Source organism: Acidobacterium sp. S8 (assembly GCF_009765985.1).
GTDB lineage: Bacteria > Acidobacteriota > Terriglobia > Terriglobales > Acidobacteriaceae > Alloacidobacterium.
On the sequence record NZ_LMUM01000011.1, the window covers coordinates 31,008 to 49,453 of the forward strand.

Genomic DNA, 18,446 nt, shown 5'->3' on the forward strand with positions numbered 1-18,446 from the left:
TCTCTGCATTATGACTCGGCCGGCGTCAGAACAAGACTGATGCCTTCGAGCATCTGCTCAAATCTTGAAACTTCGTGTTCCAGGTGCTTTACTCCGGCTGGCGTGATCTTGTAGACCCGCACGCGGCGATTCGTAGCGGACGTTTGCCAGTCCGCTTTTAGCAGGCCGGCTTTCAAAAGACGCTGTAATGCCGGATAGAGCGAGCCTTCTTCGACTTGTAGCAGGTCATTCGAGCGCTGTTTGATGTGCTGTACGAGCGCGTAGCCATGCATAGGCTGGCGGCGCACGGATTGGAGAATCATCATCTCCAGCGCACCGGGGAAGAGATCACGAGGGTCGGAAGTTTTTCGTGGAGTCATAGACTATGCTCGAACAGGCATAGAGTAAAACAGTATCAATCGCGAAGTCAACCTTTCTTCGAAAATTGCAAACTCATATGAAAATTAGACGTTCGCGGTGTCTTTTGATCCGGGCATGGGAAACCCATTCAGCAGCTTGGTGGAGGAGAGCTCGGATTGTAACTGTTGAATGTTTTGGAATTGGATGGCGTTAAGACCCACCTGGCGTGCGCCCTCAATGTTCTCGAGCTTGTCATCGAGGAAAAGAGCTTCCGCCGGAGGGATGCCGAGTTTCTCGCAAGTGTAGAGATAAATGGCGGGGTCGGGCTTGGCGATGCCCAGCTCGCAGGACCACGTGTGATGATGGAAATCGCCGAGCCAGGCGAACTCCTGCCGCATGTAGCTGAGAGTTTCTTCGCCCATATTAGAGAGGATGCCGATCCGCATTCCTGATTCGGCGAGTGCTTTGGCCCACGCGAGCATAGGCTCGTTGATGGTGCACCACATGAGGACATCATTTTCAATGAGGCGTTCGATATCTGTGGCTGTCAATTCAACGGCGGCGTCAGAACCAAATTGCTGCCAGTACGTGCGGCCATTGAGCTTGCCCATGTCGTAGGCATGCCGGTGGGTCCAGTAATGGCTGTCGAATGTGCTGCGGTCGAGTCCGGTGATGGTGAGTAGGTTGTTAAGCGCGGTTGGATCCTGTGGATGGCTTAACACCATTCCGTAATCGAAAATGACAGCACGAATCTGCATGCACACTCCTTTCCATTCATTATGAGGGAATGGCCCGTAAGTGTGCTCACGATGCCTGTGAAAAGATATGGGCATGAGTGCTCGACAGCGTTTTTCCACGCGTACAGGATGGGAGACAGCCGAGACGGAATTGTCACGCGCATTACGGGAGCGTAGAGAAGCGGGACTGCCGATTTCCGATCTCACCGCTTCAAATCCGACGCGCTGTGGCTTTGCCTATGATACAGAAGCGATACTGTCGCCCCTGGTTACTGGTGGGACTCTAGGCTATGATCCGAATCCGCAGGGCATCTTAAGCGCGCGTGAGGCTGTGTGCGGCTACTACCGCGATCACGGCGCTATTGTCGATCCTGCGCAGCTCTTTCTCACCACCAGCACGAGTGAGGCGTACAGCTTTCTTTTTCGCCTGCTTTGCGATGCCGGCGATGAAGTACTGATCGCGCAGCCGAGTTATCCTCTCTTCGACTTTCTGGCTGTGCTCGACGATGTGAAACTCGCGCCGTATTCACTTTTTTACGATCACGGCTGGCACCTTGATTTAGAGGCAGTACGGCAGCGCATTACTTCGCGGACGCGAGCCATTGCTCTCGTGCATCCAAACAATCCCACCGGGCATTTCACAAAATTGTCTGAGCGTCGTCATTTAGAAGAGCTATGCCGTGAGCATGGGCTGGCGCTGATTGTCGATGAGGTTTTTCTCGATTATCCGCTGATGGAAAGTGAGCGGAGTTTTGCCAGAGGTCCGCACCCGGTGCTCACATTCGTGTTGAGCGGAATGAGCAAGATTGCCGGACTGCCACAGATGAAGGCGGCTTGGATTGCTGCCCTCGGCCCTGATTCTGAATTGAGAGAAGCATCGGCCCGGTTGGAATTAATCGCAGACACGTTTCTCTCTATGAATGCTCCGGTGCAGAGCGCACTGCCTTATTGGCTTCAGCATCGCGGCTCCATACAGCAGCAGATTCAGAAGCGAGTTGCTGGGAATCTAACATTGCTTGATGAATTGCTCTCGGGGCAGAGTATGGTGACCCGCCTGGTGACAGAAGCCGGATGGTATGCCGTGCTGCGGGTTCCAGCGGTGCAAAGTGATGAAGAACTGGCCATTGAATTAATTCGTAAACATGGCGTTTCCGTGCAGCCGGGATACTTCTTCGGATTCTCCGGAGAAGTATGGCTGGTAGTAAGTTTGCTTCCGCCTGAGCAGGAATTTCAGGATGGCATGGAGGCAATTCTTCGCGTTAGCAATGGCGTTGAGATCTAAATGATTGGAAATTGAGCGCAAAGAAAACGGCTATTAATTTTGCAGGAAGGGATTGGATTCGCGCTCCTCGCCGATAGTTGTAGTTGCACCGTGGCCGGGAATGACGTGCGTCTCATCTGGCAGCGTGAGTACTCGGTCGTGGAGTGACCGGATGATTTGCTTGAAGTCTCCGCCGGGAAGATCGGTGCGACCTATGGAGCCGGCAAAAAGTGTGTCCCCGGCGATGAGCAGATTCAGCGGAGCGAAATGCAGACAGATACTTCCGGGTGTGTGGCCGGGGGTGTGTAAAACCTGCGCAGGATAGTTTTCAAGACCGATGATGAGCTGGTCTTCGGCGCTGGCATCGGGTGGGGCAACTTCAGGCGTCTCGATACCAAGCCATCCTGCCTGCATCTCCATCATCTGCAGCAAAGGCAAATCGTTCTGGTTGAGCAGAATAGGTGCTCCGGTCTGTTGCTTGAGCTTGAGAGCACCGCCCACATGGTCGATGTGTGCGTGCGTGACCACGATCTGTTTCAGTTTTAGTCCATGCTTATTCAGACGGGCGCTGATCTGTGGAATATTGTCGCCGGGATCGATGACCATGGCTTCGTGGGTTGTCTCGTCCGCCAGAATGGTGCAGTTGCATTGGAGCGGCCCGACGGGAAATGTTTCGAGGATCATAAATTGATTGTCAGCGAAGCTGCCCAAAAAGCGCAAAATGCGTCACAATAAGTCGCTATGGCAATTCGCAAAGAATGGACGGAATGGCATTTGACGCCACGCGGCTGGGAGCGCGGCGCCTCGCGGGTACACGGAGAGGGCAACACATGGGTCGAGGAGCCGACCGACCGGGTGGTGAGCTTTGTGTATCAGGAACTGCAAGCGGAAGATTCACCGGAAATGAAGCGATGGTGCGAGGAGACATGGCGGTCAAAGAAGGCCGACAATGCCGATCAGCTTCTGAAACAGTATGGGCCTGCGCCGGAAAAGCTATAGGCTATGCGAGGGTGACTTTACCGGTTGTAATGTCATAAACTCCAGCGACTACTTTCAATTTATTTTCTTTCACCAACGGCGCGATGACGGGTGAGGCTTCCCTCAGAAGCCTCGCCTGAATTTCGGCGTTGGCCCTTGTCACCGCAGCCAGGTCCGGGCCTGCCTGGTCGATTGCGGGCTGAATATGAGGAAACAGGCCGCTAATCTGGCCCGGAACGTCCTTGCCTTGAATGGCAGCCTTTACTGCGCCGCAGCCTGAATGTCCCAAAACGAGGATCACCTCGGTTCCCAATACAGCCGCGCCATATTCGAGGCTGGCGATAATTTCTGGTGTGATGACGTTGCCAGCGACGCGAGCCACAAAGATGTGGCCGATGGTCTGATCGAAAATCAGTTCGACGGGCACGCGGGAATCGGCGCAAGCAAGAACGGCGGCGAAGGGCTCTTGCTTTTCCGCATTGTGTTCTTTGAGGATTTTGAGGTCGTTTTCAAAGCTGGTCATCCGCCCGGCGACGAAGCGTTCGTTGCCGTCCATCAATGCTTTCAGCGCTTCGTCTGGAGTGAGCGCGCTTTGTGCGTAGAGCGCAGGGGCTGGCAAGAAATTGAATGAGGCGGCAGCAACCAGACTCGCTGCTGCTGTTCCGAGGAACCTACGACGGGAAATTGCAGCTGGAGTTGTGGCTGATGCTTGAGTGATGTGCTTCTGCGGATGCAAGGAATCCATGTTCGCTCCTGACGCTGCATTGGAACAACAGGATACACCGGCAAACTACACACTTTTTATTTTGCAAGAGGCTTTACGACTGTGCCCCCTTTCATTACCCAGGAGACATGCTCCATGACGGTGATGTCAGAAAGCGGATCACCGGAGACAGCGACCAGGTCGGCATACTTACCCGGCTCGATTGTGCCCATGTCCTTGTCGAGTGAAAGCAGCGTGGCGCTATTGATTGTGGCCGCCTGCAACGCTTCGAGCGGCGTCATGCCGCCACGGACAAGTGCACCAAACTCCTTTGATACCGACTCGTCTACGTCGGCGTCATCCACGCCGTATGCGATCTTCAGGTGATACTTGAGCGCCAGTTTGAAGGCTGGTCCTTGTTGTTTCACGATTTCGATGCCTTTGTCCATGCTTCGCGGATCGCGTCCTTTGGAAAGACCGGTTTCAATATCGTGCTGAAAACAGTAAAGCGTGGGTACAAGCCATGTTCCGCGCTGAGACATCATCTGAGCACCCTCGTCGTCGAGAAGCGTGCCGTGTTCGATCGAGTCGACTCCGGCACGTACTGCGGCCTTGATGCCGACTGTACCTTCAGCGTGCGCCATAACCTTTCGTCCGGCGCGATGGGCTACTTCGACAGCTCGAGCCATCTGGTCCTCGCTCAGCTCCTGCACGCGATAGTCGCTGATCGGGTCCATCACGCCACCGGTGGCCATGAGCTTGATCCAGTCGGCGCCATATTTGATATCGCGGCGCACGATGCGGCTTACATCGTCGACGGTGTCGACAGTGTTGGGCTGCCCGAGGCCTGGTTTATCGGGCGAGAGCAGGTCGGCGTCTCCGTGGCCGCCGGTGACGGAAACAAAGCTACCCGCTGCGACGATGCGGGGTCCGGTGATCAGACCCTTCGCCACTCCCTCACGAAGCGCGAACTGCGGGTAGGAGGGGTATTCTTCGCCTGCATCGCGGACGGCAGTGAATCCATGCGAAAGCCAGATCTGCAGATTAGCTACGCCGCGCACTGTGGCTTGGGGTGCCGAGGTCATTAGATATGAGCCTGCGGCTTGCGTCGTGGGATTGGAGAGGATATGGGCGTGGCAATCGATCAGGCCGGGGACAATCGTGTATTGGCTCATGTCGATGACTGCGTCACCTTTAGGCGCGCTGGTCACGACGGCTTTGATGCGCTCGCCTTCGATCACGACGTAAGCGTCTTTGGTTACCTGGCCGCTGCGTACATCAATGAGGCGGCCTGCGTGTACGGCGATCTCCTTTGACGAATTTGGTTGCGCCTGCGCAGTAAGACAGGCAAAGAGACAAAGAACAGGCAGACGACGCAGACGAGGATCAAAGCGCACGGAAAAGTCCTTGAATGAATATTTGATCGGATGGTAACAGAGCGGGTGGGAGGAAATAGAAAAGGCAGGCTCGAGGCCTGCCTTTTTTCAACACAAGATGAAACTATTTCTTTGCTGGAACGGATTGCGTCGCGGGAGTGCCTTCAAGGACGGAGTGACCGCCACTGCGCTTCTGCATAAGGATGGTGAGGCCGATGGAGGTAAGCATGAAGAGGATTGCGCACCACGTTGTGAGCCGCGTCAGCAAATTGGCTGCTCCCCGCGGTCCGAAGGCTGTCTGCGAACCCTGCCCGCCGAATGCTCCAGCAAGATCGGCGCTTTTGCCCTGCTGCAGGAGTACGACGATGACGAGGAAGACACAGACGATGACGTGGAGAACTAGAATTAGATAAAACATGGGCGGCTTTCTTCAGAAACCTCACAAATAGGTAGGATGTTTTTTTGGTGCGGAAGGGGGGACTTGAACCCCCATGCCTCTCGGCGCCACCCCCTCAAGATGGTGTGTCTGCCAATTTCACCACTTCCGCACTCGATGAAACGATGTCCTCTTAAAAGTATAGCAAAGCGGACGGGTTATGAAAAACCGCGTCTAGAAGTGAACTTGCAGTTCTGCAAAAGTCGTCAGTTCAAGAAAATGTTGTCCGTATTTCGCTTCATCTACGGTTTCGTGTTCGAGTACCCAGGTGTGGGGGTGGCGGATGTAGATGGCATGCAAACCAGCTGCGAGGGCGGGATTAATGTCCGATTTTGGGCTATTGCCAATCATCCAGGTGGAGTGCGGCTGCAGTTCGTATTTACGGCACACGGAATAATAGGCGTCGGGATTTTTCTCCCTAGGAATTTCGACGGAGGTGAAGTGCTGCGCAAGGCCGGAACGCGCGAACTTGTCAGCCTGTTCAAGCTCATTGCCTTTTGTCATCAGGATCAACCGATGGCGTGAGGCCAGCAAAGGCAATATGGCAGCGACGCCGGGAAGTAGTTCAATTTCCTGCTCGCGGATGGACTGAGAAAAACTCACGATGCGCTGATGTTTTTCAGGCGTAATCGGTTCGGTGCTTAACCGTTCAAAACATGTCACCAGCGAGTGCTGGAAGCTCGATACGCCATAGCCCCGTTCCCGGACTGTTTCACGCTCTACTTCATTCAGCATGGCGCGGACTTCTTCGCGCGTGTAAGCGTGATGATCGAGATAGGAGATGAAAGACGCTATGGCACGTTCAAAGTAGACGTTGTTTTCCCATAAGGTGTCATCCGCATCAAGGAGCAGCGTCTGGCCAGGATTGAAGCGTAAACTCATGGTACTTTCAGGGTAACAAATCGCGGCGTTGCGGCATGAATTGACGTTCTTTCCGCGCCGTATGCTATTGTGCCAGCGCTTTTGCGATTGCTTTCTCCGCGAGGGGCGCCATCACGTGATAGCCAGAATCGTTCGGATGCAGGCCGTCGTCGGCCAGTTCCTGTTTCATCATGCCGTGGTCATCTACCATGGCGCCGAAATAGTCCAGGTAGACGAGGTTGTTCTGTGCACAATAGTTCTGCATCCACTGATTGACTTGGCGAATCTTTTCCGGAGACCGTTGCAGGAACATATTCAACCGCTCGGGAAAATAATTGTGAATCGGCGTGACGGAAGCCAAGACAACCCGAATGGAGTGGGCGCGGGCCAGCTCCGCCAGTGAGGTCAAATTCGCTTCCGTCTCCTCTACAGTCATCGGTCCTGTGTTACCGGCGATGTCGTTAGTGCCAGCAAGAATGACAACGACTTTCGGCGCAAGGTCAATCACATCCTGCCGGAATCGAATCAGCATCTGCGGGGTGGTTTGGCCACCAATGCCGCGGTTGATGTAGCCCTTGTCAGGAAAATAGCGATCCAGCTTCCAGGCGTCTGTGATGGAGTCGCCGAAAAAGATTACGCGATTTGCTTGCGGAGCCGCGGACTTGAGTTGATCGTTCGCTGCGCGGTAACGATTCAACTCCCCGAAGTCACTCATGAATGTCGGAATGCGGCTTTCGCGCCAGTGTTCAAGGCTGAGAACAGCTTGAGCCGCGGGATCGTCAGAGGATGCGGAGTTGGTTTGCTGCGTTTGCGCGGAGCAAATTGTGCCAGAGGAGAGAATTCCCATCAGAAAGAAGCAGGCCGATTTACGCATGAACACCAAATTATCACTCAGCGGAAAAGTACTTCCAGCATCGTGCAATCATCGTTTGCCGGTGTTGATCCGCAGAAGGTCTGCAGGGACTGGACAACACCTTCGAGGTTGCGTTTCGTCTCGAATGCTTTCTCCAGTCGCGCCTCACCAAAAAATTCGCCTGTCGCATCTTCCGCTTCGGTCACTCCATCCGTCACGAGAAAGATGCGCATGCCTCGTTCCACCTGGGCTGTGCCCGCATGAAAGGTCGCCCAGTCGATCAGGCCCACCGGCATGTCTGATTCCGGCAATTGCTCGACAGTGTTTCCGCATAGCAGGGGACGGGGATGCCCACAATTGATGTAGTCCAGCCTGCCCGTTTCGCTCAGTTTCACGATACACATCGTCGCGTATTTGCCGACGCTCTTGGCGCAAAGGTATTGATTCACAGCAAATGCGACAGACTCCAGAGACTGCCCCGCCTTGAGCTGAGAATAAATGAGTCCCTGAAGAGTGGAGGCCAGAATGGCAGCTGAAACACCTTTTCCGGAAACGTCAGCGATGACAAAGTACGTATGCCCCTCATCGACGATCACATCGTAGAAATCGCCCCCGATCTCTTTGCAGGGAACCGACTGCGCTGAAATACTGAGGTAAGGAAGATCGGGCATCTGAACTGCCATCAGGCTCTGCTGGATGCTCCCGGCGATATTCAGTTCCTCACGGTACCGCCTCGCATGTTCCTCCGCAATCGCCAACTGGGCGTTGTCAATCAGCGCCGCTGCTTCCGACGCTATCGTTCGCAGAAGCTCATTATCCACCTGAGTCAGGCTGCCTGCCTGAATCCGGCTGTCGAGATAGAGCACGCCTAGGATGTCATTTTTTGCCTGTTCTGTGCCTGGTTGTTTGCGACGGCTACGCAGGGGAATGCAGACGATAGATCGAATGTTCTGCGCGATCATGCTCTTCGAGCGGGCTGCGATATCCGCCTTTAGCGTGTCGGTAATGATGAACTCGCCGGTGGCCTGCAATGCCTGTTGAATGGCGCTATGGGAAAGCGTTGAATCATCGGTTAACGGCTCACCCTTGTTGCTGCGCCCGGTTGTAAGCTTTAATTTCCCCTCTGAGTCGCCGAGGAAAAAATATCCGCGCTCCGCCTTCGTAAGATCGAGTGTCGTCTCAACCAGGCAGGCAAGAATTTCGTCGACCGCGCCTACTGTGTTTAATCGGCGTGCTGCCTCCAGAAACCAGCGCAGCTTCTCCAGATCGCTTCCGGCGGCCGATGGCGACGGAAGATGTACCAGAAGCTGGCGAATGGTCGAGGTAGAGACTTTATCTTTCGGGTCAAACTGCAATTTTGGGCCTTCGAGCGAGCCAAAATGCACCACATCCTGCGGTGCCAGACGGTGCCGTTGTACCCGCATCCCGTTCACAAAGGTGCCATGCCGACTGCCTTTGTCGAGAACGAAATACTCTCCATTTTCATGAAGAATTTCCGCATGCTGACGGGAAACGAAGACATTCTCAAGCACGAGGTCTCGATCAGGCAGCCGTCCAATCGTAAAGGGCGAGTGATGAATGGCGCCGCTCGTCTGTTGGGTGCCGTCCGTTAGGACGTATGAAGTAAAAGAATTTGATTCCATGTCCCGCTATCCGGTCCTGTGCAGCGGAGCGAGGGACAATGAGACCAACAGGGACGCTCCATCTGTTCTGCAGCCGATTATACAAATATCTGAAAGCTCTTATTCATAGTGCTCCGAACGCCGATTCCGTCACTCCGTGGACGAGGGGACACTGCTCCACTGGCGCACCGTAGCAAAATTTGTAACAGAAAGGTTGACAAACCCTATAGAGCACGCGCATCCTGACTCGTTTTCTCAATAGTTGTATGCCTCCCTGGCCTGGTAGCTCCGTGCTGCCAGGCCCTCTTTTTACCTGCGGGCGCCAGACTCCTATAATTTCGAGTGATGGCATCGAGCGAAAAGAACCAAAGGCCGCTGGAAGCAGGTATTGTCACGGACTTCCATGATCGCATGAGCTACGCGGGATATTTATGCCTGGATGGCCTGCTCGCCCAACAAAAGCCATTATCCAATCCTCAACATCATGACGAAATGCTGTTCATTATTCAGCATCAGGTTTCGGAGCTTTGGATCAAACAGCTCATTCATGAGCTGACTGCGGCTATCCACCACGTGCAGCATGACCAGCTCGATCCCTGCTTCAAAATATTGTCGCGCGCGAAGCTGATTCAGATGCAGCTATTCGACCAATGGGCGGTGCTTGAGACGCTCACGCCTTCTGAATATATGGAGTTTCGCAGCGTGCTGGGCCACGCTTCCGGGTTCCAGTCATATCAGTACCGCAAGCTGGAATTCCTGCTGGGGAATAAGAACCGTGATGCGATTAAGGTTTTCGCGGATTTTCCGGCGATACACGACGATTTACTCGCAGTGCTGGAGGTGCCGAGTCTTTACGACGAGTTCCTTCGGCATCTGAAGCGGCGGGGCCTCGCTGTGCCAAATGAGTGCGTTGAAAGGGACTGGGCTGAGCCCTACCAGAAGAACGAAGCGCTGGTTAGCGTGTTGCGAGAGATCTACGAGCGACCGCGCGAGCAATGGGATGCCTACGAAATGTGTGAAAAGCTGGTGGATGTGGAGGAGTATTTCCAGCTCTGGCGGTTTCGTCACATGAAGACGGTTGAGCGAATCATCGGCTTTCGCACTGGAACGGGGGGCTCTTCAGGCGTGGGATTTTTGAGGCAGGCGCTGGAGCTGACATTTTTCCCGGAGCTGTTTGCCGTGCGTACGGGGCTGAAGCAGCGGTGAACACATCGATCGAGGAAGCCATCCACAAGCTTGCTGGGACGCCGCTCGACGAGCAAAACGTGCAGCAACACATCGCGCCGCTCTTTTCCCGCGTGCGGGCAAAAGACCGAATTTACCTGGCGAACCACTCGCTTGGAAGGCCGCTCGATCAAATGGCGGACGATGTTCGCGAGGCGACGGCTCTGTGGGAATCGAAACTTGGGGATGCCTGGGACGAATGGCTGGCTGAACAGGAAGCATTTCGGGCGCGTCTGGCAACACTTATAAGAGCTCCGCGCGTCGATTGCATTGTTCCGAAAACTTCTGCCGGCCAGGGGTTGCGTACCGTCCTAAATGCGCTTCCGGGACGACCCCGCGTCTTGAGCACACGGGGCGAGTTCGACTCCATTGATCTGCTTTTAAAGCACTATGCTTCGCTTGGGCGGATCGAGATGCGGTGGGTTGAGGCAGATGCGACCGGCACATTTCATGTAGGTCAGCTCATCGAGCAGTTGCGAACGGGTATTGATCTGGTTGTGATTTCGCAGGTGATGTTTATGGACGGCCAGATCATTCATCATCTCGCAACTCTCGCGGATGCTTGCCACGCAGCCGGCGCTAAGCTCTTGGTCGATGCATATCATGCCATCGGTGTAATCCCGGTCGATGTGGCGGAGATGCGCGCTGATTTCGTGATTGGAGGCAGCTATAAATACCTGCGCGGTGGTCCGGGGGCTTGCTTCCTGTATCTTTCGCCGGATGTCCTGAACAGTGATCTGAGGCCGCTTGATACCGGATGGTTTGCCCGCGAGAATACCTTTGGCTACGAACGGCATGATCCGCCGCTGCTACGTGCAGGGGGAGATGCATTTCTGGAAGCAACGCCGCCCGTGCTGACCTATTACCAGGCGAGAAGCGGCCAGCAATTTACGTTATCCGTCGGCGTAGATCGATTGCGCGTGTATGGGCGTGAGCTGCTATCGAGACTGAAAGAGTATCTGCGGGATGCAGGAGTAAAAGCGATCGGTGGCGATGACGATCACGGCGCGTTTCTTGCAATTCCTCTGGAGGGCGCTGCAGATATTGCTGCAAAACTCGCCGAGCGCGGCGTTATTGCCGACGCTCGCGGGGATTGGCTGCGCCTTTGTCCCGATTGTCTGACGCGAGACGAGGAGCTTCGAGCCGCTTCGTCTGCGCTCGGCGAACTTCTGAAGCGTCAAGGTGCAAATCGTCTGCAATCGGAAGCAGTGGCGGATGAAAAATAGAGGCCGATAAGGGGCAGGTTTCGCAGCGAGCTTTCCCTTTGCAGTGGCGCTTGCCGAGTTCAACGATCAGCGCGTGGAATTCGTTGTAATGTTGTGCGCGGGTATTGGCGTCGTCTTCGACAAATGCGTTCAATGCGATCTGCTGTATTTCTGCGTAGCGCGCCTTTTCATGGAGCAACCCATGGCGAGTGACCAATCGGCGCAAATACTCGTCTACGACCATCACTGGATGATCGAGCGCATAGAGCAAAATGGCGTCAGCAGTCTCCGGGCCGACACCTGGCAAAGCAAGTAGCTGGTTGCGGACTGACTCTGTGGGATTTGCGGCGAGCTGCGCGAGCGATCCATCGTGTTCCCGGTCAAGAAAAGCGATGAAGGTTTTGATGGCTGCGGCTTTACGCAGCATAAATCCTGAGGGCCGGATCAGAATCCGCAGCTCTTCTTCGGAAACACCCCGCAGGCCTTCGAGGTGAAGAAGGTTTTCAGCCTTTAGATTTTTGATAGACAGCTCCACCCCTCGCCAGGAGGTGTTCTGAGTGAGATACGCGCCGACCACGACTTCGAGTGGAGTTTCGCCGGGCCACCAATGCTGAGGGCCATATGTGTCGGCAAGGGTCGCGTACATCTGGCCGAGCAGGGAAGAGGAGCGACTCATTCTGGGCCTGGATTTTGTAGCTGGAGCTTCCAGCCAAGCAATTTGGCCTTCAGTGCCTCCCCTTCTGCTTCAGGAATCATGCCCTTATTCTGATAAAGGATGGAGAGACTGGTGTGCGCCAGCACATCTTCGGGATCGATCTCAGACAAGCGGTGCGCGACACGAATCGCCTCGTCCAGTTCGCCGGCATCCTTGAGTGCGCGGATTAAGCCATGCATGGCGTCAAGCATGGAGGGATCGTCAGCGAGGCACGAACGAAAAGCAGCAATGGCGCCGTTCAAATCACCATCGGCAACTTTCTCAATCGCATCGTAATACTTGTCTTCGGCAGAGAGCATGATTGCTATATCCATGATATCTCTCATTCAGAGCGCAAGGAGCAAAGATGACAGGCATTACAGGGATAGCCAAAGCACATACGGAATATCTCTTCTTTCATACGAAAAAGCGCCGGGAGATTGTCCCTATCACGGCACAACTCGAAGAAATCGTTGGGCGCAGCGGTATTCGCGATGGCTTCTGTTTTGTCTCAGCCATGCACATTACGGCAGCTATCTACGTCAATGATCTGGAGAATGGCCTGATTGCGGACATCGAAGAGTGGCTGGAGAAGCTGGCGCCTGCACGACCTGATTATCGGCATCACCGGACAGGAGAAGATAACGCCGACGCTCACCTCAAGGCATTGCTGCTGCATCACGAGGTCACGCTGCCCGTTACCGAGGGTCGTCTCGATCTCGGCACGTGGCAGCAAATCTTTTATGCCGAGTTCGATGGTCAGCGCCGCAAGCGGGTTATCGTGAAACTGCTGGGGGTGGCGTAGCCGCTGCGCGTTCCGCCATGGCTGCGGCGGGAATCGCCGCGGTGACGGCTTCAGGACGGGCTGCCGGAAGATGGATAACCGGGCGCGGAGTGGTTGTGACATGCGGTAGAACAATGATGTCAACCCGGCGGTTTTGCGCGCGGCCATCGGCTGTCGAGTTAGTCGTTGTTGGATGAAACTCAGCATAGCCGGAGGCGGAAAGCCGCCCGGGCGAGAAGCGATGCCCGATGATAAAAAGCTTTGCCATGTGCGTGGCCCGCGAAGTCGAAAGCTCCCAGTTGGAATCGAATTGCTCGGTGTGAATGGGAACGTTGTCTGTGTGTCCTTCAATCCTTATGTCGTAAGGCGTGGCGCGTAAAGCCTCGGCAATCTCACCTAAAGTCGCGATCGAACCCGGATGCGGTGTATCAGAGCCGCTCTCGTAAAAGCCTGCTTCTCTCAGGGAGATGATGAGGCCATCACGGCCAATCCGCAGCGCGACCGTATGTCGGGCGATCTGATTCGAAAGCAAGCCCTCCAGGTGTTTCTTGATCTTCTCGAAATCCTGCTGCACTTCCGGGGATGCGAGCATCTGGTCGCCAAGTACGACATTGAGCGGAGTTGCGACGGTATCCTCTGATGACGCCGGCGAGCCCGTATCATTCTGCGACGGCTTGCTTTCCTTTATCGTGCTTGGAGACTGAAACAATCCCAGCGCCTTGAATGCGGAATTGATTGAAGCAGCTGCCTGGGCCTGTTTTTTCTGGTCGGCCTTTGACGTGGCATACATCACAACGAAAAAAGCAAAGAGCAACGTAATGAAGTCGGCATAGGATACGAGCCAGCGCTCATGGTTTGCATGTTGTTTCTCCTTGCGCCGTCTCATGCCGTCTGTCCTTCAGCCTTCTTCGGTTGTTGCTGCTGCGATGCTTCGAGAAAGCTCTGCAGCTTGACTTCGATCATGCGGGGATTCATTCCTTCGAGGATGGAGACGACGCCTTCGAGCGTCATCTCTTTAATGCGCTGCTCTTCGTTCAGACGGAAGCGCAGCTTGCCTGCAGAAGGAAGGAACAGGATGTTCGCCGTGCCAACCCCGTAGATAGTGGCGACAAAGGCTACCGCGATGCCGCGTCCTACTTCGTCGATATGATCAAGGTGCTGCATGACCTGGATCAGTCCGAGGACTGCGCCGATGATGCCGATCGTCGGAGCGAAGCCACCGGCCGATTCGAAGACCGATGGAATTGCCTCTTCGCGCTGCGCATGGTTATCAATCTGCAGTTCCATGATCTTGCGCAGCTCAGCCGGTTCGGTGCCGTCTACGGCGAGCGTGAGCGCTTGTTTCAGAAAAGGATCGGATATGGTCGGCAGGTCCTGGTCGAGAGAAACGATACCGCTGCGACGCGCCTTATTGGCGAAGCTCAACAGCAGTTTGATGGTCGCGTCGCTGTCGATTTTCTTCGAAAAAAATACGCTCGCCAGCCGCTTGAATGCGGCTCCCACCGTTGCCAGTGGAAACTGCAGCATCACCGCTCCCAGCGTTCCGCCAAGAACGATCATCGCTGCCGTAGGCTGCAGAACCTGCCCTACATGCCCGCCTTCGATCAAAAGGCCGGCCAAAATTCCAGCCAGCGTAACAATCACTCCACCAAAGCTGCTTTTGTCCATGATGTCTCTTCCGTTCTGAGAACTTATCCTGCTTTTTACGACTCGCTCCTGCGCCTGCGCAGCTGCAGCGCTTCTGCGGATCCATCGGGCAATTCTGCCTGCTCGGCAACAAAGGCACGTAGAGCGGAGGCCCCGGAGGCGATGCTTCCGAGCTCGGTCAGACTGCTATCTGCGGCCTGTCTCATCACGTGCACAAGAAGAGCGGCGCGATACGAGGAGACCCGGCGCACCACCTCCTCGCATGGTTCCAGCACAACAATCTTTTCTCCGTGAATCAGCGTCAGTGTCGTATCCGGGGACGATTCCACATATTTGATGAGGTCGGAATTAACGACCATCCTTTGTCCATTCAGCCGCGTAAGTTCAATCATGGCCGCAAAGCCTCCAGCAATCTGGTGAACTTATCGGCAGAACACCGGAAACATTGACTTGGGCTGCACGGTCCCGGCGAATGTACGCACGTTGCATGCCAAATCCCTCGATCAACCGGCTGCTTGCGTAAAGTGCATTTTCCCCGCGCCGATGAAGGCTGTGGGTAACGTGGTTCCTGTGGAAACGGTGACCCGGTTCTGAACATCGCGTTCTTCTAACCGATCAGGCACCCGAAACGGGCAACCCATTTCAATGCACAGAGGAGCACAACGATATGTCACTGGGTGTCCTGAATAACATCTCCGCCATCTACGCGGAGAATAACCTGAACCAGACGCAGTCAAGCTTGCAGAATGTGTTGACGCAGCTTTCGTCCGGTTCGCGCATCAACTCCGGCGCAGATGATGCCGACGGTCTCTCGCTTGCGAACGGCTTGCAGGCAAACTCCACAGCGCTCGCGCAGTCTGCTACAAATGCCAGTGAAGGCGTAGGCCTGCTGCAGGTTGCTGACGGCGCGCTTTCCCAGGTGACCAGCCTGCTCAACCGTGCTGTGACACTGGCAACGGAATCGTCAAACGGCACGTTGAACTCGGCGCAGCTGCAGGCTGCAAACCAGGAATATGACTCCATCCTGGCCGAAATTAACAGCATCGGCGCAACGACCACATACAACGGCCAACAGGTCTTTGGCGGTGGCGGAGTGCAGATCTTCACCGGCGACTCCACAACGAACGGTTCTTCGACGGATACCCTGAACGTCGCTGCATTGTCGAGCAACTCGGTGGGAGATACCGGCGGTACCGTTCAATATACCGCCGCTGGCGGCAACGTGTATAAGAGTGCAGCGCAGGATCCGACAGGTACTTATACCGGCTCTCTTGTCTTCCAGGAAGGCGCGACGGGCACACCAGTAACGGTGAGCCTCGATACGGCTGGAGACACGATTTCTCAGATTGCCACGAAAATTAACCAGGCCAATATCAGTGGAGTCTCGGCCAGCGTGGTCAGCGATGGCTCGAGCGATGGCAAATATTATCTTGAAGTCAAAGAAAACGGGGCCAATCTGCAGAGCTTCACCGCTGCCGGTGCCAACGATGCTGCGGTAGCTGCGGGTACTGCAACGGCGCTGGCATTCGCTGCCCCAACTGCGGGGACCAGCGGTATCACCTATACAGCCGGCACCTCGGTGAACCTGTCAACCACCAATCTGACAACCGGTGCTCAGGCGGCCTTGACCAGCATCAACAGTGCGACCTCGGCCGTGGCTGCACAGCGCGGTTACATCGGTTCGCAGATCAACACGCTGAATGCAATCTCCAATGTGGAAACCACCCAGCAGGAGAACGTAACCTCAGCACAAAACGCCGTTCAGGCAACGGACTACGCTTCGGCAACCTCGGATATGTCTAAGTACGAGATCCTGAGCCAGACCGGCATCAGCGCGCTCGCACAGGCGAATAGCACGGAGCAGTTGGTAACCAAGCTGCTTCAGTAGTACCGAAAAGCGAATTAGAAAACAACAGGGAGCCTCTCAGGCTCCCTGTTGTTTTCTGAGAGCAGATTAATGCGTCAGCCGGCAAAGGGCCTGTCGATTGCACGCTGATGATGACATTGCTCTAGTAAGTTCAAGTTTAGCCAGGAAGGGACGATAACGGCATTATGGGAACGGTAGGACTTTCATTTGGATCGCCGACAGGTGGCGCAGGCTTCGATGTGACTTCGACGGTCAATCAGATCGTATCGAACATGCAAGCCATAGAAACTCCATGGAAGAGTCAGCTCACCACACTGCAATCGCAGGATTCGGCACTGACCGGTATCGGCACAGACCTCAGTTCGCTTTCGACAGCGATGCAATCGCTGACCAATTTCGAAGGTGTTTTGGCGGAAAAGCAAGGTTCAAGTTCCGATACCAGCCTCCTGCAGCTGACCTCCGCATCTACATCGGCGATTGCCGGAACTCATACCGTGGTGGTGCAGTCACTGGCGACAACGTCCTCTTATGTAAGCGGCACGATTGCCAATGCGGGCGATACACTTAGTGGCAACCTGGAGATCAATGGAAAGACCATTACCATCGACTCCTCGAACAACACGTTTTCTTCCTTGGCCAGCACGATCAATTCCGGCAGCTATGGCCTGACGGCAAACGTTATCACCGATTCGTCCGGTACGCGGCTCTCTCTGGTGAGCCAAACCAGCGGCGCAAGCGGAGCCATCTCCGTCACCAGCAATCTGAGCGACACCAGCACATCATCCTCGGTTAATTTTTCGCAGACGCAACCAGGTGCGGACGCACAACTGACAGTCGATGGCGTCTTGGTCGCGAGCTCCTCCAATACGGTGACGAATGCGATTCAGGGGGTGACTTTTCAGCTGCTCAGCGCAAATAAGGATGAAAGCATTCAGGTGGAAATCACAAACGACAACACCGACGTAGAAACCGCGCTGAATACTTTTGTCACCGACTACAACAAAGTCCTGCAGGACCTGAACACGCAGGAAGGGAGCGATTCGAATGGTAATCCGGAGCCATTGTTCGGAAACCCGACGATCGCGCTGTTGCAGCAATCTCTCCAGTCGGCTTTGACGTTTGTGCAGCCCTCCAACACAGTAGCTTCCAGTTCCTCAGTCGGCTCATCGGATGCATTGTCTGGCAAGATACTCATCGGTGTGGGAGGCGGCTCGCAGGAGGAGATTGACATTCCTGATAACTCGAGCATGGCTGATGTGGCCGCCGCCATCAACAGCGCCAATATCGGCGTGACCGCTGCAATTATCACATCGGGTAATAACGCAATTTTGAGCCTGACAAATGCAACGAGCGGTTCTTCCGGCGCGATCAGCGTGGACGCGAGTGGTTTGACGGATACTTCTACCGGCAACGCTGTCACGTTTGGGTCGGCGCAGTCGAATACCGTCACATCCATCACGCAACTTGGAGTATCGGTGAACAATGACGGCACGCTTACGCTTGACACCGATGCGCTGGACAGTCTGCTGAACAGCAATTATCAGGGTGTGGTCAATTTTCTCCAGCCCAGCGGAAACTACACATCGTTTGGCGGAAACTTTACCAATATTCTGGACAATCTTGGCAGCAGCGCTCCCAGCGGGGCCATTTATCTTGCCCTCCAGGAAGATTCCCAGGTAGAGACGCAGCTCAACACAAATATCAGCAATGAAGAAACCATTATCACCGCGCAGAAAGCGCAGTTGACGACTGAGCTTACCCAGGCCAATTACACACTGACTGAGATTCCTCAGCAGCTGGAGCAGATCAACGAGATGTACAGTGCCATTACCGGCTACAACGAAGGTCAAAACGGCTAG

At 54.9% G+C, this 18,446-nt stretch carries 20 protein-coding genes, 1 tRNA gene and 1 pseudogene; 7 read left to right on the top strand and 15 right to left on the bottom strand.

From position 1 onward, the window contains the following. Window positions 1–8 precede the first annotated feature (8 nt). Both GSQ86_RS02685 and GSQ86_RS02690 read right to left on the bottom strand, forming a co-directional pair. Window positions 9–359, bottom strand: coding sequence for a PadR family transcriptional regulator (locus tag GSQ86_RS02685; protein ID WP_158748422.1), 351 nt, complete (start codon window positions 357–359; stop codon window positions 9–11). Between the two features lie 84 nt (window positions 360–443). Further along, on the bottom strand, window positions 444–1,097 hold the full coding sequence (locus tag GSQ86_RS02690; RefSeq protein WP_158748423.1) for an HAD family phosphatase: 654 nt from the start codon (window positions 1,095–1,097) through the stop codon (window positions 444–446). Window positions 1,098–1,170: 73 nt separating this feature from the next. On the opposite strand from GSQ86_RS02690, the gene GSQ86_RS02695 reads away from it, so the two are divergent. Then, window positions 1,171–2,358 carry a pyridoxal phosphate-dependent aminotransferase gene (locus GSQ86_RS02695; protein ID WP_158748424.1) on the top strand — a complete coding sequence of 396 codons (1,188 nt, stop codon included), beginning with the start codon at window positions 1,171–1,173 and terminating at the stop codon, window positions 2,356–2,358. Between the two features lie 33 nt (window positions 2,359–2,391). On the opposite strand, the gene GSQ86_RS02700 is transcribed toward GSQ86_RS02695, so the two are convergent. Next, window positions 2,392–3,021, bottom strand: coding sequence for an MBL fold metallo-hydrolase (locus tag GSQ86_RS02700; RefSeq protein WP_158748425.1), 630 nt, complete (start codon window positions 3,019–3,021; stop codon window positions 2,392–2,394). Between the two features lie 57 nt (window positions 3,022–3,078). Between GSQ86_RS02700 and GSQ86_RS02705 the strand changes: the two genes are divergently transcribed. Beyond that, on the top strand, window positions 3,079–3,336 hold the full coding sequence (locus GSQ86_RS02705; RefSeq protein ID WP_158748426.1) for a hypothetical protein: 258 nt from the start codon (window positions 3,079–3,081) through the stop codon (window positions 3,334–3,336). A 1-nt stretch (window position 3,337) separates the two neighbouring features. On the opposite strand, the gene GSQ86_RS02710 is transcribed toward GSQ86_RS02705, so the two are convergent. The 7 genes from GSQ86_RS02710 to GSQ86_RS02740 all read right to left on the bottom strand — a co-directional run bounded on the left by GSQ86_RS02710 (window position 3,338) and on the right by GSQ86_RS02740 (window position 9,187). After that, window positions 3,338–4,060, bottom strand: a complete 723-nt coding sequence (locus tag GSQ86_RS02710) for a carbonic anhydrase (protein WP_158748427.1) — start codon at window positions 4,058–4,060, stop codon at window positions 3,338–3,340. Between the two features lie 56 nt (window positions 4,061–4,116). Beyond that, window positions 4,117–5,415: an amidohydrolase family protein gene (locus GSQ86_RS02715; RefSeq protein WP_158748428.1), complete on the bottom strand. Its 1,299-nt coding sequence runs from the start codon at window positions 5,413–5,415 to the stop codon at window positions 4,117–4,119. 103 nt (window positions 5,416–5,518) lie between these two features. Further along, window positions 5,519–5,812 carry a preprotein translocase subunit SecG gene (secG, locus tag GSQ86_RS02720; RefSeq protein ID WP_158748429.1) on the bottom strand — a complete coding sequence of 98 codons (294 nt, stop codon included), beginning with the start codon at window positions 5,810–5,812 and terminating at the stop codon, window positions 5,519–5,521. Window positions 5,813–5,857: 45 nt separating this feature from the next. Beyond that, a tRNA-Leu gene (locus GSQ86_RS02725) sits at window positions 5,858–5,942 on the bottom strand. Between the two features lie 62 nt (window positions 5,943–6,004). After that, complete coding sequence (locus GSQ86_RS02730) at window positions 6,005–6,712, bottom strand: HAD family hydrolase (protein WP_158748430.1); 708 nt, start codon at window positions 6,710–6,712, stop codon at window positions 6,005–6,007. Between the two features lie 64 nt (window positions 6,713–6,776). Next, on the bottom strand, window positions 6,777–7,565 hold the full coding sequence (locus GSQ86_RS02735; RefSeq protein WP_254062096.1) for an SGNH/GDSL hydrolase family protein: 789 nt from the start codon (window positions 7,563–7,565) through the stop codon (window positions 6,777–6,779). 17 nt (window positions 7,566–7,582) lie between these two features. Next, complete coding sequence (locus tag GSQ86_RS02740) at window positions 7,583–9,187, bottom strand: SpoIIE family protein phosphatase (protein WP_158748431.1); 1,605 nt, start codon at window positions 9,185–9,187, stop codon at window positions 7,583–7,585. A 324-nt stretch (window positions 9,188–9,511) separates the two neighbouring features. Between GSQ86_RS02740 and GSQ86_RS02745 the strand changes: the two genes are divergently transcribed. Then, window positions 9,512–10,372 carry a tryptophan 2,3-dioxygenase gene (locus GSQ86_RS02745; protein ID WP_158748432.1) on the top strand — a complete coding sequence of 287 codons (861 nt, stop codon included), beginning with the start codon at window positions 9,512–9,514 and terminating at the stop codon, window positions 10,370–10,372. Then, window positions 10,369–11,616 carry an aminotransferase class V-fold PLP-dependent enzyme gene (locus GSQ86_RS02750; RefSeq protein ID WP_158748433.1) on the top strand — a complete coding sequence of 416 codons (1,248 nt, stop codon included), beginning with the start codon at window positions 10,369–10,371 and terminating at the stop codon, window positions 11,614–11,616. Before GSQ86_RS02745 ends, GSQ86_RS02750 begins: the two co-directional genes overlap by 4 nt. Before the next feature lie 145 nt (window positions 11,617–11,761). Here GSQ86_RS02750 and GSQ86_RS23275 read toward each other — a convergent pair. Then, a pseudogene (locus GSQ86_RS23275) lies at window positions 11,762–12,271 on the bottom strand (endonuclease III domain-containing protein); the annotation flags it as partial. After that, a complete protein-coding gene (locus GSQ86_RS02760; RefSeq protein WP_158748435.1) occupies window positions 12,268–12,609 on the bottom strand; it encodes a tetratricopeptide repeat protein in 342 nt (113 codons plus the stop codon). The pseudogene GSQ86_RS23275 and the gene GSQ86_RS02760, both read right to left, overlap by 4 nt. A 47-nt stretch (window positions 12,610–12,656) precedes the next feature. Between GSQ86_RS02760 and GSQ86_RS02765 the strand changes: the two genes are divergently transcribed. Next, complete coding sequence (locus GSQ86_RS02765) at window positions 12,657–13,094, top strand: secondary thiamine-phosphate synthase enzyme YjbQ (protein WP_158748436.1); 438 nt, start codon at window positions 12,657–12,659, stop codon at window positions 13,092–13,094. Here GSQ86_RS02765 and GSQ86_RS02770 read toward each other — a convergent pair. Genes GSQ86_RS02770 through GSQ86_RS02780 form a run of 3 tightly spaced genes read right to left on the bottom strand, consistent with a single transcriptional unit; the run spans window position 13,066 to window position 15,112 of the window. Continuing rightward, entirely contained in the window at window positions 13,066–13,959 is an 894-nt protein-coding gene (locus GSQ86_RS02770; RefSeq protein ID WP_158748437.1) for a flagellar motor protein MotB, read from the bottom strand. The two genes, GSQ86_RS02765 and GSQ86_RS02770, sit on opposite strands and share 29 nt — an antisense overlap. Then, entirely contained in the window at window positions 13,956–14,741 is a 786-nt protein-coding gene (locus tag GSQ86_RS02775; protein WP_158748438.1) for a flagellar motor protein, read from the bottom strand. Before GSQ86_RS02775 ends, GSQ86_RS02770 begins: the two co-directional genes overlap by 4 nt. Window positions 14,742–14,776: 35 nt before the next feature. Continuing rightward, on the bottom strand, window positions 14,777–15,112 hold the full coding sequence (locus GSQ86_RS02780; RefSeq protein ID WP_158748439.1) for a flagellar FlbD family protein: 336 nt from the start codon (window positions 15,110–15,112) through the stop codon (window positions 14,777–14,779). Window positions 15,113–15,387: 275 nt separating this feature from the next. Between GSQ86_RS02780 and GSQ86_RS02785 the strand changes: the two genes are divergently transcribed. Then, window positions 15,388–16,608 (top strand): flagellin, encoded by a 1,221-nt coding sequence (locus tag GSQ86_RS02785; protein ID WP_158748440.1) that lies wholly within the window; start codon window positions 15,388–15,390, stop codon window positions 16,606–16,608. A 164-nt stretch (window positions 16,609–16,772) separates the two neighbouring features. Next, on the top strand, window positions 16,773–18,446 hold the full coding sequence (fliD, locus tag GSQ86_RS02790) for a flagellar filament capping protein FliD (RefSeq protein ID WP_158748441.1): 1,674 nt from the start codon (window positions 16,773–16,775) through the stop codon (window positions 18,444–18,446).

Coding starts and splice junctions, on each gene's coding strand:
- GSQ86_RS02685 (WP_158748422.1), bottom strand. CDS start 359: ATGACTCCACGAAAAACTTCCGACCCTCGTGATCTCTTCCCCGGTGCG.
- GSQ86_RS02690 (WP_158748423.1), bottom strand. CDS start 1,097: ATGCAGATTCGTGCTGTCATTTTCGATTACGGAATGGTGTTAAGCCAT.
- GSQ86_RS02695 (WP_158748424.1), top strand. CDS start 1,171: ATGAGTGCTCGACAGCGTTTTTCCACGCGTACAGGATGGGAGACAGCC.
- GSQ86_RS02700 (WP_158748425.1), bottom strand. CDS start 3,021: ATGATCCTCGAAACATTTCCCGTCGGGCCGCTCCAATGCAACTGCACC.
- GSQ86_RS02705 (WP_158748426.1), top strand. CDS start 3,079: ATGGCAATTCGCAAAGAATGGACGGAATGGCATTTGACGCCACGCGGC.
- GSQ86_RS02710 (WP_158748427.1), bottom strand. CDS start 4,060: ATGGATTCCTTGCATCCGCAGAAGCACATCACTCAAGCATCAGCCACA.
- secG (WP_158748429.1), bottom strand. CDS start 5,812: ATGTTTTATCTAATTCTAGTTCTCCACGTCATCGTCTGTGTCTTCCTC.
- GSQ86_RS02730 (WP_158748430.1), bottom strand. CDS start 6,712: ATGAGTTTACGCTTCAATCCTGGCCAGACGCTGCTCCTTGATGCGGAT.
- GSQ86_RS02735 (WP_254062096.1), bottom strand. CDS start 7,565: ATGCGTAAATCGGCCTGCTTCTTTCTGATGGGAATTCTCTCCTCTGGC.
- GSQ86_RS02740 (WP_158748431.1), bottom strand. CDS start 9,187: ATGGAATCAAATTCTTTTACTTCATACGTCCTAACGGACGGCACCCAA.
- GSQ86_RS02745 (WP_158748432.1), top strand. CDS start 9,512: ATGGCATCGAGCGAAAAGAACCAAAGGCCGCTGGAAGCAGGTATTGTC.
- GSQ86_RS02760 (WP_158748435.1), bottom strand. CDS start 12,609: ATGCTCTCTGCCGAAGACAAGTATTACGATGCGATTGAGAAAGTTGCC.
- GSQ86_RS02765 (WP_158748436.1), top strand. CDS start 12,657: ATGACAGGCATTACAGGGATAGCCAAAGCACATACGGAATATCTCTTC.
- GSQ86_RS02770 (WP_158748437.1), bottom strand. CDS start 13,959: ATGAGACGGCGCAAGGAGAAACAACATGCAAACCATGAGCGCTGGCTC.
- GSQ86_RS02775 (WP_158748438.1), bottom strand. CDS start 14,741: ATGGACAAAAGCAGCTTTGGTGGAGTGATTGTTACGCTGGCTGGAATT.
- GSQ86_RS02780 (WP_158748439.1), bottom strand. CDS start 15,112: ATGATTGAACTTACGCGGCTGAATGGACAAAGGATGGTCGTTAATTCC.
- GSQ86_RS02785 (WP_158748440.1), top strand. CDS start 15,388: ATGTCACTGGGTGTCCTGAATAACATCTCCGCCATCTACGCGGAGAAT.
- fliD (WP_158748441.1), top strand. CDS start 16,773: ATGGGAACGGTAGGACTTTCATTTGGATCGCCGACAGGTGGCGCAGGC.